We start from the raw sequence: 14,600 nt of genomic DNA on the forward strand, positions 1-14,600 counted from the left end.
AAAGACGTGATTTAGAAAGGATGATAATCGAATGAAAAAGCTAAAAATCGGCATTACCTGTTATCCAACAGTTGGAGGCTCTGGTGTTATTGCAACAGAATTAGGAAAAATGCTTGCAGAGAGGGGACACGAGATTCATTTCATCACCTCAAGCGTACCATTTCGATTGAATAAAATTTATCCAACCGTCTTTTTCCATGAAGTAGAAGTTAACAATTATTCAGTATTTCAATATTCGCCATATGATATAGCATTAGCGAGTAAAATGGCGGACGTGATTAAGGATGAAGAACTAGATGTGCTTCATGTGCATTATGCAATACCACATGCTGTCTGTGCTGTTTTAGCACGTGAAATGAGTGGTCGCGACATTGGGATTGTCACAACGTTACACGGTACAGATATTTCGGTGCTTGGGCAGGATTCCACTCTTTCACAGGCAATTAAGTATGGCATTGACAAATCTGATATCGTTACGACAGTGTCAGAGGCATTAAAGCAGCAAACCTATGAGCTTATCGATACAGTAAAGCCGATTAACACGATTTATAACTTTGTTGATGAACGTGAATACTTCCCACGAAATTCAGGAACCCTTAAGGAACAATTTGGAATTGAAGAGGATGAAAAAGTTATTATTCACGTATCAAACTTCCGTAAAATTAAAAATCTTCCGCATATTATAGACGCCTTTATGAAGATTCGTGCAAACATGAAGGCAAAGCTATTGCTTGTAGGAGATGGCCCAGAAAAGCATCGTGTAATGGATCAAGTAAAGGAAAGCCCTTATATGGAGGATGTTCTATTTTTAGGCAAACAAGAAAATTTGGCTGAATTGTATGCGATCAGTGACCTTAAATTATTATTATCACAGCAGGAATCTTTCGGGTTAGTCTTACTTGAAGCAATGGCTTGTGGTGTACCTTGTATTGGATCAGCTGTAGGCGGTATTCCAGAAGTCATTGAGCATGGTGTAGATGGCTATATAGTAGAATTAGGTGATACGGACGCAGTGGCAGAGTATGCCGTAAACCTATTAAATGATGAAGAGAAACTACAACGTTTCCGTGAAGCAGCTATCCGTGCTGTTGATGAAAAATTCCATTCATCTAAAATTGTAGAACAATATGAAAAATTGTATGAAAAGGTTGCTGAAAGAAATCATGCAAAACAATAAAGAATGGCAAGCAGCCTATTCAGTTATTGAAAAACTAGAAAACGCAGGCTTTGAAGCAGTGATAGTCGGCGGCGCGGTTCGAGATGCTATACTCGGTCGTCCTGCTCACGATGTAGACGTTGCAACAAATGCCATGCCAGACGAAGTAAAGTCTATCTTTAATCACACGGTTGATATAGGGATTCAGCATGGGACGGTACTTGTTATCGTGCCAGCTGGATCGGTGGAAGTAACGACATATCGCACAGATGGTGAATATACGGATCACCGTAGACCCGAAGAAGTGCAATTTGTACGTTCGTTAAAAGAAGATTTACAGCGCCGAGACTTTACGATGAATGCCATTGCGATGCGTCGTGATGGTTCTTTTGTTGATTTTTATGGAGGACGCCAAGATATTGAGGCTGGTATAATTCGAGCTGTTGGTAACGCGCAGAAACGCTTTTCGGAAGATGCATTACGAATGCTACGAGCCGTGCGTTTTTCAGCTCAGCTCGGTTTTCTAATTGAATCAGAAACCTTGAAAGCAATGCAGGACAAGGCTGATAATATTTCTTGGATTGCGAAGGAGCGCATAAAGGCAGAGCTCGATAAGCTATGGGTAGGGAAAGATGTTTTTAACGGTATAAGAAAGCTTGAAGAAAGTAGCTTGGTGAATTATTTGAATGGTACTTTTCAAGCTGATGACTGGTTTGAATTTAACACACAGGACAAGCTATTAGGCTGGGCATATTTTGCGGCTTTACAGGGTGATCATTGGCGTGAAGTGCTAGGTGACTATCGTTTATCGAATAAGGAGATGGCATTTGTCAAAGCTGTGTTAGAAGCTTTAAAAGCTTTAAAAAGTGGCTGGTCGAAAATGGATTACTTTTTATATACACAACAGGAACTAGAGACAGCTTGTTATTTTGCGAAGCTGAGACAGCTTGACGTGCAAATGCCACAGCTAAGTATTCATGAAATACAGACGAAGCTTCCCATTAAACACAAGCGAGAGCTAATTGTAAACGGTACAGATTTAATAAAATGGTCTGGAAAAAAAGGTGGACCATGGGTAAAAGAAGCTTTGCAGGTGATGCTTGAAGCAGTTGTTAATGGCAAGCTTCAAAATGATCGACAACAGATAAAAAATTGGATAGAACACGATTATTTCAACAAAGAATATTAAAGATAGATTTAAAAACGGGGAGCCGGTCTCAAAAAATGAATGAGACGGCTCCTTATTAATTTATTTGCTCTATTTTTTGGATGGTCAGAAATTGGAGGTTACATTGATTGGAGTGAAGATAACTAGTAGCTAAAAGATATTTGATGATAGATTGTGGTCAATTGTCATAATTTACAGTATGATTAATACAATTGAATCAATATTCAAATAAAAAAATATAGCAGAGTTTAATAAAGGATTGATTAGCATGAGTACTTCTATGAAGGATGAAATTTTAAAAAGAATATTAGCTGCTAATGGTGAAGCGGTTTCGGGTCAGGAGCTAGCAGATTCCCTTGGAGTATCACGTACAGCTGTATGGAAACATATGCAGTCGCTACAGGAGGAAGGCTATACATTTGAAACGGTAAAGAAAAAGGGCTATGTACTGACTGGTGTGCCAAATAGCTTAAGTCCAACACAAATTGAACTATTTTTAAATACAGAACATTTTGGACGTGAAATTCATTATTTTGATGTTGTAGATTCAACACAAACAATCGCTCATAAGTTTGCACAAGAAGGCGCTCCGCATGGCACGATAATAATCGGGGAGGAGCAAACTGCTGGTCGTGGTCGTATGGCGCGTCCATGGGAATCTGCAAATGGTACAGGTATTTGGATGACCGTGATTGTGAGACCTGATGTTACTCCTCAGCAAGCTTCATCGTATACGCTTGTCGTAGCTGTTGCGGTTACGATGGCTATTAAAACATTATATAAACATGTTGAACCAGCCATTAAATGGCCAAATGATTTACTCATTAAAGGGAAAAAATGTACTGGTATATTAACAGAAATGCAGGCTGAGGCAGACCGTGTACAAGCACTGCTAGTAGGCATAGGTATTAATGCAAATCAAGGTGAATCAGACTTCTCCCCAGAAATTGCTGATATTGCGACATCCTTACGTTTAGAAGCGGGTGAGGAAATTAATCGTGCAGCCCTTGTTGCATCTATTCTTCAATATTTAGAACAATTCACGGATCTATACGTGAGAGATGGCTTTGCTAGCATTAAAAAGCTATGGGAACAAATGTCATGCACCATTGGACAACGTATTGAAGTAACAACTTTACGCGGGCGCTTTGAAGGCATTGCCAGTGGGGTTACGGATGAAGGTGTACTACAGCTAAAAGAGGATGATGGCACAGTTCGAACAATTTATTCTGGAGATATAAAAATTTTGTAGAGCATAGGGTTACTCTGTTATTGTATTTAGTATGTACTGGTTTATCTGTTAAAAAAATTAAATCAAGAACGTATATTTTCAATTTGAGAATATACGTTCTTTCATATTTTTAGATTATAACAGTTTCGCATAGTTCCCTATTTTATTTTTTCTGTAACCTCATCAATATCACTCCATACATAAATAAGCTCTTCTACTATTTTTCCACCAATTTTTATTTCTACATTATTGACATACTGTGCACCATAATATTCATAGAAATAGCGTGTTTTATTTTCTGCTAATACTTCAACAAATACTTTTTCGTATCCTTTTTGTTTAAAATAGGTGAATATTTCTTTGAGTAGTTGTTTACCGATTCCCGTCCCTTGATATTCTTCTAATAGATAGATAGACGTTAAATCAGTTGCATTGGGTACTGAATTAGTTTTTCGCGTGCCACCAGTTGCAAAGCCAATTATTTCACCTAGTTCATTTTCCGCCACCAGTACATAATTCGAAGTATCTGAAATATTCTTCTTCCAAAGTTCTGTTCGCTGCTTGTAAGATAAATTATTCAAAAAATCATCTGGAAGAATGTCTTTATAAGTTGTTCTCCAACTGTCAACATGTACTTTTCCGATACCTTGAGCATCTTCAAAGTTTGCTTTTCTAATTTTCATATTGATCACCTCAAAAATCGTATTTTTTATCTAAGATGATGCCATAATTGACGCGCGACAGCGACAAATGTTTTCTGTGCGAAAGCGAAGCGTCAGCAACAAATGTTTACTGTGCGAAAGCGAAGCGTCAGCAACAAATGTTTTCTGTGCGAAAGCGAAGCGTCAGCAACAAAGCGCCTAGCCGGAACGGAAATCAACTCCTCATTTTGCCAAATCTCTTTACTTCAACATTAATTGTAAGTCACCGTAAGAAAGTGTTACTTTTAGCTGGTTATCACCCTTATATATTTGTGATACCTTGCTGTTTTGATCTTCCTTATCAACTGAAAGATCCCCGAAGTCAGTTTCTAATTCATAGCCAAGCTCACTTTTCTTGTTTTGTAAGTGAAGTGTTGTATCTCCAAAGTCAGACGTAATAGTGGATTGACCATTTAATGTTCCATCTATGTTAATATCACCATGTTCACTTTCGGCAACGAAGCCATTACTTGAAAATTGTTGTAGCTTCATATCACCAAATGATTGTGTAATCTCTGTTTTATCACCAGTAGAGTCTTTAAATAGTATGTCTCCAAAATCTTCAATTAAATTTAACTCTTGATATTTCAAACCACGAATCGTTGTATCTCCAAAATTACTATTAAGGACAATGGTTTTCAATTTTATATCTGAAGGAACATAGATTTTGATGGAAGGAGTACTGAAGTTAAAAAATCCGAATTCGAAACCATTCTTCTTCTTACTCTTTGTTTCAACAGTTAATGTATTGTCTTTAATAATGTACGTCACATCATCATCTTTAATAACATTTGTTTCTAATGCATAACGATCACTAGTAACAATTTCAACATCTCCATAGTGATTGATAATATTGAGATTAGTGAAATCATCTAGTTTATAGGAATTGTTTACTAGTTTATTGTTCTCAGGCAGTTGGATACCTTCATCATTTATCACAAAACTCCATTTTCCACCAGAGAAATAACCAACTAAAGCTAACAATACGCCTAAAGCAATCATTGTAATGGCAATATGGGTATGTCGAGACGTCATTAGTATCCCTCCTTTTGCTTCTTCGTTATTATATGGAATAGTTTACCTAATGCTTCAACACAAACAACAACGATTGTTTTGATTAAACGAGCAACGATTGGGAAAAGTAGGATGCCCAAACCTGTTACGATAAAGCCAACACCCATAAAGAGTGATGCTGTTGGCCAGTCCTTAGTTAAAATGAAGAAGCCTGAAATAAGTGCAGCGATTCCACCGAAAAAGATACCAAGTACAGTTGCGATAATTGCGATGATAACGCTGAATACAACTGCTCCAAATGAAAAAATAAGTGCTATAGCTACTGCAAGTAGCGGTAAAGAAAGTGGGGCAGATAATATTGCTAGAATGATAAGCCAAATCGCAGACATATTCTTCTTAGTTGAAGCTGAAGTTGAAGTTGAAGTTGAAGTTGCTTCTATATCCTTTAATGCATAGTCTGCCATTATTTGTGATGCAACATGAGAAGGGGAGCCTAGTTGTTGTATGACCCGCTGTTCATTTTCCTCTCCTGCTTCATCGAAATATTCCTCATAATAGGCAAGCGCAGCATCAATCTCATGCGCTGGAAGACGTTGTAATTTCCCCCGTAGCTTTTTCAAAAAGCTTGCTCTATTCATCTTATTTCCCTCCTATAAGTACACAATCAACCTTTTCTTTATACTTGTGCCATTCTTTTAATAGTTCCAGTAATCGTATTCGGCCTTGCTCGGTAATTTGGTAATACCGTCTATTTCTGCCTTGGTAGGGCTGATCGTAGGTTGTTAAGCAATTTGCTTTTTGTAAACGACGTAATACTGGGTACAGCGTAGATTCTGATATATCCATCACGGATTGTATTTGCTGTGTTAATGAGTAACCATAAGCATCCTCTTTATCGACGATGGCGAGTACACAAGCGTCAAGTAAAGCTGAGCCAAGTTGAAATGTCATTTTCTCTCACCTCACATTGTAATACCTATACAAGGTTTTATATTATACGTCGTATAGTATGGTGGAAGTATATTACATATCATGTTGAATTGTCAAATTTTAATCAATTATGCCTCGGCATAATTGCGTCCAAAATCGGCTTTGTGCTTAGGCCTGCGATGCAGACTATAAACATATTATCGATGAAATTACGGATACGAGTAATTCTCCTACAAAAACAATCATTAAATTATTTAATTTTCTTGGAGAGTACATGAAGGAGAACGTATCAACAGTTGGCAAAATCCAATTTGAGCTTACGATTTTATGTGCTAACAATCCAGAAAGAGAAAAGAAAATTTTATCGAACATTTACGAGAATGAAAGTGGGCAATATTTGATGCAACAAATTTTTCATTCAATCCATAAGGGTATTTCTTCAGGCTGCTTTAAGCCTGAGATTTCGATAGAGGATTTATCTACCTTTATGATGACATCCATTGATGGCATTGTGAGAGACGTTGTTTTGCAAAAATGTTACGGGATGTTCCCAAATAAAAATGTTCAACTTGATGAAATTCGTTTAATGAATACACTTTGCAAATCCGTATTGTTACTATTGAGTACGAATGAAGGAGAGGATACAAGTTGGGTTTAGAGATAAGGAGATTTCTATTTTATACCTTTGCTACGTCTTGGATAATATGGGGCAGTTTGGCCTTATTAACACAGCTGAATTTACTGAAGTTTGGCAATGCAATATATATGCTATTGTTTATTCTCGGCGGAATTACTCCTGCAATTTGTGAGATTTGGTTGAAAAAGAAATATTCGACTAAAGAAGAGTTTAAATTATTTATCCATAATGTGAAAAATCCAAAACATCCTGTATCTTGGTGTATTTTTGTAATCGGATTGGCATTTGCGCCTTTTTTTACCAACGCTATGGGGCGGAGCAACTATGGAGAATCCAATATATCTGGCGTTACTTGAATTGCCAATCATGATTATAGGAGGAGGGGTGGAAGAAATCGGCTGGCGTGGTTTTTTACAGCCTACATTACAAAAAAGATGGTCTCCCTTCACGAGCACAATGATTGTGGGCGTTATTTGGGCAGTCTGGCATCTGCCATTATGGTTTGTCATAGGGTCAAATCAAATGAACATGAACTTCCTATGGTTTTCTCTAATAACTTTAGCGTTATCCTTTTTATTGACGATCATTTACCAATCCACTAAAAGTATTTTTCTCTGTATTATTTTCCACGCATTAACCAATTCATTTTGGGATGTCTTTGTACCAGTTACAAATGTAATTTCTGGTATATTCACATTTTTATTTGCCTTGTTCCTATTTACAATGTTTGAAGTTTATCGAAAATCAATCTTTCAGAAACGAATGGTTTAAAATTGGAATTACTATTGATCGTAATTATTAGAAAATAATAATTGAAGATTACTAGGAGAATCTGTTATAGTATGTGCGAAGGGCAGTATCCTTTTGTGAACGGCACCTTCAAAACGTAAGAACAATTTACAATAAATATCTGCCTTGATCTTTTAATGACAGGGACGGAAGAAAACAAGCGTTCAAAAATATAACTTGAGTCAATGGAATGGGCAATTCTCTCAAAGAGATTTGCTTCGATATCCCTTTATTAAGTTATGGCCTCTAATCTAAAACAAGAGGTGATTTTTGAAAACGAACGAAACACTACCCTTCTGTCTATTTTAGGAACAGAGGGGTTTTTCTGTTTTCTTTCCTTAAAAAAGGAGGACTACATGATGAAAACAACTTCAGATTTTTTAAAGATGAAGGCTGCAGGTGAGAAGATCGTTATGCTTACTGCATATGATTATCCTGCAGCAAAATTTGCCGAGGAAGCAGGCGTCGATATGATTCTAGTGGGAGATTCACTAGGTATGGTAGTACTAGGCTATGATTCTACAATGCCAGTAACAGTAGCCGATATGGTTCATCATGCAAAAGCAGTGCGCCGAGGGGCAAAGGAGACGTTTGTTGTTGTTGATATGCCATTTGGTTCGTACCACGGTGATGTACACGAGACGTTGAAAACGGGGGTAACTATGATGCAAGAAACAGGAGCAGATGCACTGAAGTTAGAGGGTGCAGACGATGTTCTACCAGCAATTCGTAAATTAACGTCAGCTGGCATTCCGGTGGTAGCTCATTTAGGTTTACTACCTCAATCAGCAGGAGTACTTGGTGGCTACAAGGTTCAGGGTAAAACAGCTGAACAGGCAACGAAACTCATTGAAGATGCAAAAAAATGTCAAGAGGCTGGAGCATGTGCAGTCGTTTTAGAATGTATTCCGCATCAGCTAACAGAGATGGTATCTGCTAATCTCATTATTCCAACAATCGGCATTGGAGCTGGTGTAGAGGCTGATGGACAAGTTTTGGTTTATCATGACATGTTAAGCTACGGTTCGCATCATGTGCCAAAATTTGTAGAACAGTTTGCTAATATGGGTCAAGAAGCAAGCCGTGGAATTGCTGGTTACGTAGAAGCGGTAAAGGCAGGTACATTCCCTGCGCCGAAGCATTTCTTCACGATGAAAGAGGAAGCGTTGGATCAGCTATATGGGGGCGTAAAATAATGAAAGTCGTCACTACAATCCAAGCACTAACCGTAGAAATCCAAGCAGCTAAGCAAGCTCAAAAAACAATTGGACTCGTTCCAACAATGGGGTACTTACATGAGGGCCATTTAACGCTAGCGAAAACAGCTCGTGCAGAAAATGATTTAGTTGTTATGAGTATCTTTGTAAACCCAACACAATTTGGGCCAGACGAAGATTTTGAAAGCTATCCGCGTGATTTACCACGGGATACTGCTTTGGCAGAGTCTGTCGGTGTAGATATTGTTTTCGCACCGAGTGTTGAAGAAATGTATCCGCATGATGGTGGTATTCGTATTCATGCTGGTGAACAGGCAACAATTCTTTGTGGAGCGAGCCGTCCAGGACATTTTGATGGCGTTTTACAAGTCGTTTCAAAATTATTTCACCTAGCACAGCCGACACGAGCTTATTTTGGACAAAAAGATGCACAGCAGGTTGCTATTATTGCTACGATGGTACGCGATTTTAATTTCCCTTTAGAAATGCGAGTAGTACCCATTGTACGGGAAGAGGACGGTTTAGCGAAATCCTCTCGAAATGTGTATTTAAGTGAAGCGGAGCGTCTTGAGGCACCCGCCATTAATGAAGCGCTACAGCTTGCTCGTAATAGCTTTTTAGCGCATAGGGACGCGGCAAATGCGCTTGCAAAAGCAAAGGCACACATTGCAGCGCGCACACATGGCGATATAGACTATATTGAACTATTAGCGTATCCAGATTTAACACCCGTTTTTGCTGAAACGGAGCAAGTGCTTTTAGCAGTAGCTGTCTATATTGGTAAAACTCGTTTAATTGATAATTGTATCTTTAATGTGAAAGAAGGATTGTAATATGTTACGAATGATGATGAACAGTAAAATCCACCGTGCTACAGTGACACAAGCAGATTTAAACTATGTTGGATCTATTACGATTGACGAGGATATTTTAGATGCAGTAGGGATGCTTCCAAACGAAAAGGTGCATATCGTCAATAACAACAATGGCGCACGTTTTGAAACTTATATTATTGCAGGGGAACGTGGATCAGGCGTTATTTGTGTGAACGGTGCAGCCGCACGCCTAGTACAACGTGGCGATATTGTGATTATTATTTCTTATGTGTATGTAGATAACGAAGAGGCAAAAGATCATAAGCCAACAGTAGCTATTATGGGCGAGGGCAATAAAATTAAAGAAATGATTGCCTATGAGCCAGAAGCAACAGTGATGTAAAGCGAGGAAGCGTGTACAAATTGTACATGCTTCTTTTTGTGTACTATCTATAGGGGTAGAGGGATGCCGTTGAGCCAAATATATGATAAAATTCATCTATCTAATGTGAACTGTGAGTTGAGATGTATGATGGAAAGTCAAAAGTATGCAATTGTTGATTTAGAGACGACTGGTCATTCACCGGCAAATGGGGACCGAATGATTCAAATCGCAATTGTTATTATGAAAGATTGGAAAATTGAGCGTACCTTTACGAAGTTTATTTATCCAGGTAAAGCTATACCAACTTTCATTCAGGATTTAACGCATATTACGGATGAGGATGTAAAGGATGCCTTGCCGTTTGAGGCACATGCCGACTACATATATGAACTGCTTGCTGATTGTGTATTTGTCGCGCATAATGCGGATTTTGACTTATCCTTTTTACAAGCAGAATTCAAGCGTGCAGGTTTACCGAAATGGCAAGGTAAAAAGATGGACACGGTTGAGCTTGCCAAAATACTATTTCCAATGTCGCTGAGCTTTAAGCTAGGTGATTTAGCGGCGGATTTAAATATAGAGCTAACGAATGCACACCGAGCTGATGACGATGCCCGTGCAACGGCAGAGCTCTTTAAACAATGCTGGAGAGAGCTACTCAGTCTCCCGCAGCTAACTCTTGAACAAATGCATAAACGTTCGTTCAGATTGAAATCAAATTTATCCCAACTTTTCTTCGAGGCTCTTCAAATTAAACGACAGCATGTAACTGCTAATGAGAATGTCTCGTACTATCGTAATTTGGCTATTTGTGATGGTCGAAAAAAGCATACAAATAATGCAGAGATTGTATCATATCCACAAACAGAAGCTGACAAAACAGCATTAATGACAAAGGCGATGCCAAATTTTGAACAAAGACCTGCACAATTCGAAATGATGGACACTATTTGGCAGGCGCTCAATGACAAAAGGGAGTGCGTGATAGAGGCCTCAACAGGTATTGGTAAAACAGCTGGTTATCTACTCCCAGCGATTTTGTATGCTCGAGCAGTCGATAAAAAAATTGCGATTAGCACATATACGTCACACTTGCAGGAGCAGCTAGTTGAGGAAGAGCTCCCAAAAATTGAAAAAATCCTTGGCACTAAAGTAAATATTGCTGTTCTTAAAGGCATGCAGCATTATATTGACGTTGCACGCTTTGAGCAATGTATGGCTTATGCTGATGAAACTTATGATGATACATTTACGATTTTGCAAATTCTCGTTTGGCTGACTAAAACAGAAACAGGTGTGTTAAGTGAGCTCAATGTTTCTGGTGGTGGACAACTATTTTTAGAGAAAATCCGCAAAATGCCTGATGAAAAACCTTCTAAGGGCTTTGATTTCTATGAGCAGGCGTTAAAAAATAGTGAATTTGCCGATTGCATTGTAACCAATCATTCTATGGTACTCAGTGATTTAGTCCGTCAAACACCCATCTTTACACAAATTGACGGATGGATTATTGACGAAGCACATCAATTTATACAATCTGCCATGCAGCAGGACGAAATTGTCTTCTCCTATACGCAGTGGAAGTACATTTTCGGTCAAATAGGAACGATGGAGGAAGCTGCTTTGTTCCAGCAATTCAGTCAGGCAGCTAAGAAAAAACAACGTGTTTCTATGCAAAGCTTGCAACGACTAGATGCACAATTTATACGACTGCAACGGACATTCGATGACACTATTCTGCGGGCTGTTCAAAAAATGCAGCAACAAATAAAAGGAAAACAGGCTAGTAGCAAATGTACTTTGTTTTTAGAGGATGTATCGTTAGCAAAAGAACCGCTTTTACAAGTGAGTAAGTTCACACAGCAGTGGCTTGACCTTGCGACGGAAGTGGGGCAAGCCTTTGAAAATAATATTGAGCAACTAGATAAAAATGAGCACTATATATTATCGGAATGGCATTATTGGATCCGTGAATTAAAAGTAAAAATCGCTGAATGGGAGGAAATCTTCCTATCGTCACAGAATGATAATTCAGTATGGTTAGAATTTGATTTACGAAGTGTTCCAGGTAGTTTGCAAGTTTTTAAAAAGCCAGTTAATGTCACACCTATCATTGAAAAAGTACTTGCACCGCTTCGCAAGCAGGCTAGTATTGTATGGACTTCAGGTACTTTAACTGTTCCGGGTAATGAGCGTTTTGTGACGCGTCAACTCGGTATTTCCGATAGTGTGCAAGTAAGAAAGCTCCAAGCTCCAGCATCCTATTATGCAGGAGCGAAGGCATTTATTGTTACAGATATGCCTGATATTCAACATGTGTCACAGGATGAATATATTGAAGCGGTCGCTCATGCGATTACACGTACAGTGCGAATGACGGAAGGACGTTGTTTTGTCCTATTTACCGCACAGGACATGCTTCGAAAAACAGTGGAGCTTATTCAAGATAGTGAACTCCTTGATGACTATATGCTCTTTGCACAAGGTGTAACGGGTGGTAGCCGCATGCGCATCCTGAAATCATTCCAAAAATTTAGCCATGCTGTTCTTTTTGGTACAAATAGCTTCTGGGAAGGTGTAGACGTTCCAGGTGACGCACTTGCATCGGTTATCGTTGTACGTCTGCCGTTCTCCTCACCAGAAGAGCCTGTTTTTAAGGCGCGAGCAAAGCATATTACTGCACAAGGTCGCAATTCCTTTAACGAGCTATCACTACCAGAAGCCATCATGCGTTTTAAACAAGGCTTTGGTCGTTTAATTCGTTCATCACAGGATAAAGGAGCCTTTATCGTTTTAGATCGCCGAATTTCAACAAAGTCGTACGGCAAAGAATTTGTCAAAGCTTTACCACCGATTGATGTTAAGAAATTACAGCTACCTGAGTTGTTAAAGGAACTTAATAATTGGCAGAAATAACTGGAACCCCTTTTAGCAGTTTTGCTAGAAGGGGTTTTCGTATTCCCGGTTTCTTGGGACAGCGAATCTCATACAAGGATGATACTCTTCACTTATATGAATGAGAAGGATTGGCACGCTTTTTATGAATGTATAAATGAGACTATCATCTAGAAGGGGAGAGCAGGGTAGGGTTTACCCCTTGATACGAATGAAATCCGACTTGATGGTGTCTCGTATGACCTATCTCAAAAGTTCATGCTAATATAAACACTATAAAGTAGGAAATATAAACTGTAAAAGAGGTTGGTTTTATGACTAAATACAATTACTTTACATATGCCATTATGAATACCATAATATTTTTGCCTTATTTTCTTTTTACTATTATTGGTAATACTTACAATACAATTTTGAACGGTTGGTTTCCGCTAATAATCTTTTACGCTTTCCAAAACACAGGTACCTTTCTTATTAACTCATTCAGGAAAAAGGTAAACACCCGCGAATTATTGTTAGGTTTTCTTATCCTCGCAATTATCGGGACAATATGCGGAGCTTTAGCACCATTTTCATCAATTTGGATTGAACTATCTGCTGTTTTTATGGGGATTGCAGTGAGTATTTTGTTGCCACTCTACACTACAACTCAATATCATGAAAAGCACTTTTTTAGAACTACAATGAAATCAAAGCAATATTTATTCGCGTTACTAACTATTATCATAATCGTTCCATTAATTTTATTTACTGCTAACTCTAATCATCCAAGTTTAGCTTTTGTGATTTATGGGGTTGCTTTATCAATATGCTATATTTCATTAAGACATATGCCGATATACCCGATTGCCATATTGCATTCTTCTCGTTTTTCAGCATCATCATTTATATTATTTATTTTATTCACTTTATTACTTTTTGTTATAAAAGCTACCCGTGAAACAAACTTTCAAATTCTTACCGTATTATTAATTGTAAGTATCCTGATTACAATGACGGTTCTTACGTTAATGATTACAAAATCAAAAATTCAACTTCGTCTTCCGAAGTTTATTTATTTTTTTTCCTTTATCCAAGGTATGGTAGTTAATTTTTATCTATTGTACGGTACTTTTTTTGCATTATCGCAAAAAAGTAGTTCTTTCGCGATTTATAATATTTATATGCCATATGGATTAGGTATTATATTTTCATTATTTATAGGAAATAAAATCATAAATTATTTTAAACAATATCACCCACTAACCGTCATCAATATCGCTTTTGTTTTAGGAATTTTACTCACTGTGATACCTTGGACAATAGCAATTGGTGGTTTCCTTATAGGTTTCTTTTCATCACTACAGGCTGTAAGATTAAATCGCCTTGCTTATGATGCAACTGATTCATTTAAAGATTCCAGTCTTCTATTACGTAGTAGTTGGTCTAAACTAGGAAGTATAATCAATCAAATGTGTTTCTTTTTCTTCATTTTAATAAACAGCTTTATCAATCATATACCACTAAACGAAGTGTTCTTAGCGCTCAGTGGAAAGACTTTTTACTACAAAAATCAAATGTTTACCGATTTAATAACAACGGCTATTTTAATCATTACTATAATTGGATGTCTCTTATTGTTTGGATCATGGAAATTAAAACGAACATACAAATCCCCTTAAC

At 37.9% G+C, this 14,600-nt stretch carries 13 protein-coding genes and 1 pseudogene; 10 read left to right on the forward strand and 4 right to left on the reverse strand.

The features are described 5' to 3' along the window. Window positions 1–31: 31 nt before the first annotated feature. The 3 genes from bshA to ACFVT8_RS13385 all read left to right on the forward strand — a co-directional run bounded on the left by bshA (window position 32) and on the right by ACFVT8_RS13385 (window position 3,576). Window positions 32–1,177, forward strand: a complete 1,146-nt coding sequence (bshA, locus tag ACFVT8_RS13375; RefSeq protein WP_387080868.1) for an N-acetyl-alpha-D-glucosaminyl L-malate synthase BshA — start codon at window positions 32–34, stop codon at window positions 1,175–1,177. Further along, on the forward strand, window positions 1,164–2,345 hold the full coding sequence (locus tag ACFVT8_RS13380; RefSeq protein ID WP_387080870.1) for a CCA tRNA nucleotidyltransferase: 1,182 nt from the start codon (window positions 1,164–1,166) through the stop codon (window positions 2,343–2,345). The genes bshA and ACFVT8_RS13380 overlap by 14 nt, the downstream gene beginning before the upstream one ends. A gap of 247 nt (window positions 2,346–2,592) precedes the next feature. Further along, on the forward strand, window positions 2,593–3,576 hold the full coding sequence (locus ACFVT8_RS13385) for a biotin--[acetyl-CoA-carboxylase] ligase (protein ID WP_387080871.1): 984 nt from the start codon (window positions 2,593–2,595) through the stop codon (window positions 3,574–3,576). Between the two features lie 137 nt (window positions 3,577–3,713). On the opposite strand, the gene ACFVT8_RS13390 is transcribed toward ACFVT8_RS13385, so the two are convergent. From ACFVT8_RS13390 to ACFVT8_RS13405, 4 genes are all read right to left on the reverse strand, one after another. Continuing rightward, window positions 3,714–4,238: a GNAT family N-acetyltransferase gene (locus tag ACFVT8_RS13390; protein WP_387080873.1), complete on the reverse strand. Its 525-nt coding sequence runs from the start codon at window positions 4,236–4,238 to the stop codon at window positions 3,714–3,716. Between the two features lie 219 nt (window positions 4,239–4,457). Next, window positions 4,458–5,291, reverse strand: a complete 834-nt coding sequence (locus ACFVT8_RS13395; protein ID WP_387080875.1) for a DUF4097 family beta strand repeat-containing protein — start codon at window positions 5,289–5,291, stop codon at window positions 4,458–4,460. After that, window positions 5,291–5,908 carry a DUF1700 domain-containing protein gene (locus ACFVT8_RS13400; RefSeq protein ID WP_387080876.1) on the reverse strand — a complete coding sequence of 206 codons (618 nt, stop codon included), beginning with the start codon at window positions 5,906–5,908 and terminating at the stop codon, window positions 5,291–5,293. Before ACFVT8_RS13400 ends, ACFVT8_RS13395 begins: the two co-directional genes overlap by 1 nt. Before the next feature lies 1 nt (window position 5,909). Beyond that, window positions 5,910–6,221 carry a PadR family transcriptional regulator gene (locus ACFVT8_RS13405; RefSeq protein ID WP_387080878.1) on the reverse strand — a complete coding sequence of 104 codons (312 nt, stop codon included), beginning with the start codon at window positions 6,219–6,221 and terminating at the stop codon, window positions 5,910–5,912. A gap of 253 nt (window positions 6,222–6,474) precedes the next feature. Between ACFVT8_RS13405 and ACFVT8_RS13410 the strand changes: the two genes are divergently transcribed. From ACFVT8_RS13410 to ACFVT8_RS13440, 7 genes and pseudogenes are all read left to right on the forward strand, one after another. Then, a complete protein-coding gene (locus tag ACFVT8_RS13410) occupies window positions 6,475–6,858 on the forward strand; it encodes a hypothetical protein (protein WP_387080880.1) in 384 nt (127 codons plus the stop codon). After that, a pseudogene (locus tag ACFVT8_RS13415) lies at window positions 6,849–7,608 on the forward strand (lysostaphin resistance A-like protein). The gene ACFVT8_RS13410 and the pseudogene ACFVT8_RS13415 overlap by 10 nt, the downstream one beginning before the upstream one ends. 377 nt (window positions 7,609–7,985) lie before the next feature. After that, window positions 7,986–8,822, forward strand: a complete 837-nt coding sequence (gene panB, locus ACFVT8_RS13420; RefSeq protein WP_387081515.1) for a 3-methyl-2-oxobutanoate hydroxymethyltransferase — start codon at window positions 7,986–7,988, stop codon at window positions 8,820–8,822. Continuing rightward, entirely contained in the window at window positions 8,822–9,676 is an 855-nt protein-coding gene (gene panC / locus ACFVT8_RS13425; RefSeq protein WP_387080882.1) for a pantoate--beta-alanine ligase, read from the forward strand. Before panB ends, panC begins: the two co-directional genes overlap by 1 nt. Before the next feature lies 1 nt (window position 9,677). After that, window positions 9,678–10,061: an aspartate 1-decarboxylase gene (gene panD / locus ACFVT8_RS13430; RefSeq protein ID WP_387080884.1), complete on the forward strand. Its 384-nt coding sequence runs from the start codon at window positions 9,678–9,680 to the stop codon at window positions 10,059–10,061. A gap of 126 nt (window positions 10,062–10,187) precedes the next feature. Further along, entirely contained in the window at window positions 10,188–12,959 is a 2,772-nt protein-coding gene (gene dinG / locus ACFVT8_RS13435) for an ATP-dependent DNA helicase DinG (protein ID WP_387080886.1), read from the forward strand. A gap of 293 nt (window positions 12,960–13,252) precedes the next feature. Next, a complete protein-coding gene (locus ACFVT8_RS13440; RefSeq protein ID WP_387080888.1) occupies window positions 13,253–14,599 on the forward strand; it encodes a hypothetical protein in 1,347 nt (448 codons plus the stop codon). Window position 14,600: the final 1 nt, after the last annotated feature.

Origin of the sequence: Lysinibacillus sp. NPDC058147 (assembly GCF_042884205.1) — a bacterium.
Classification (GTDB): domain Bacteria; phylum Bacillota; class Bacilli; order Bacillales_A; family Planococcaceae; genus Lysinibacillus.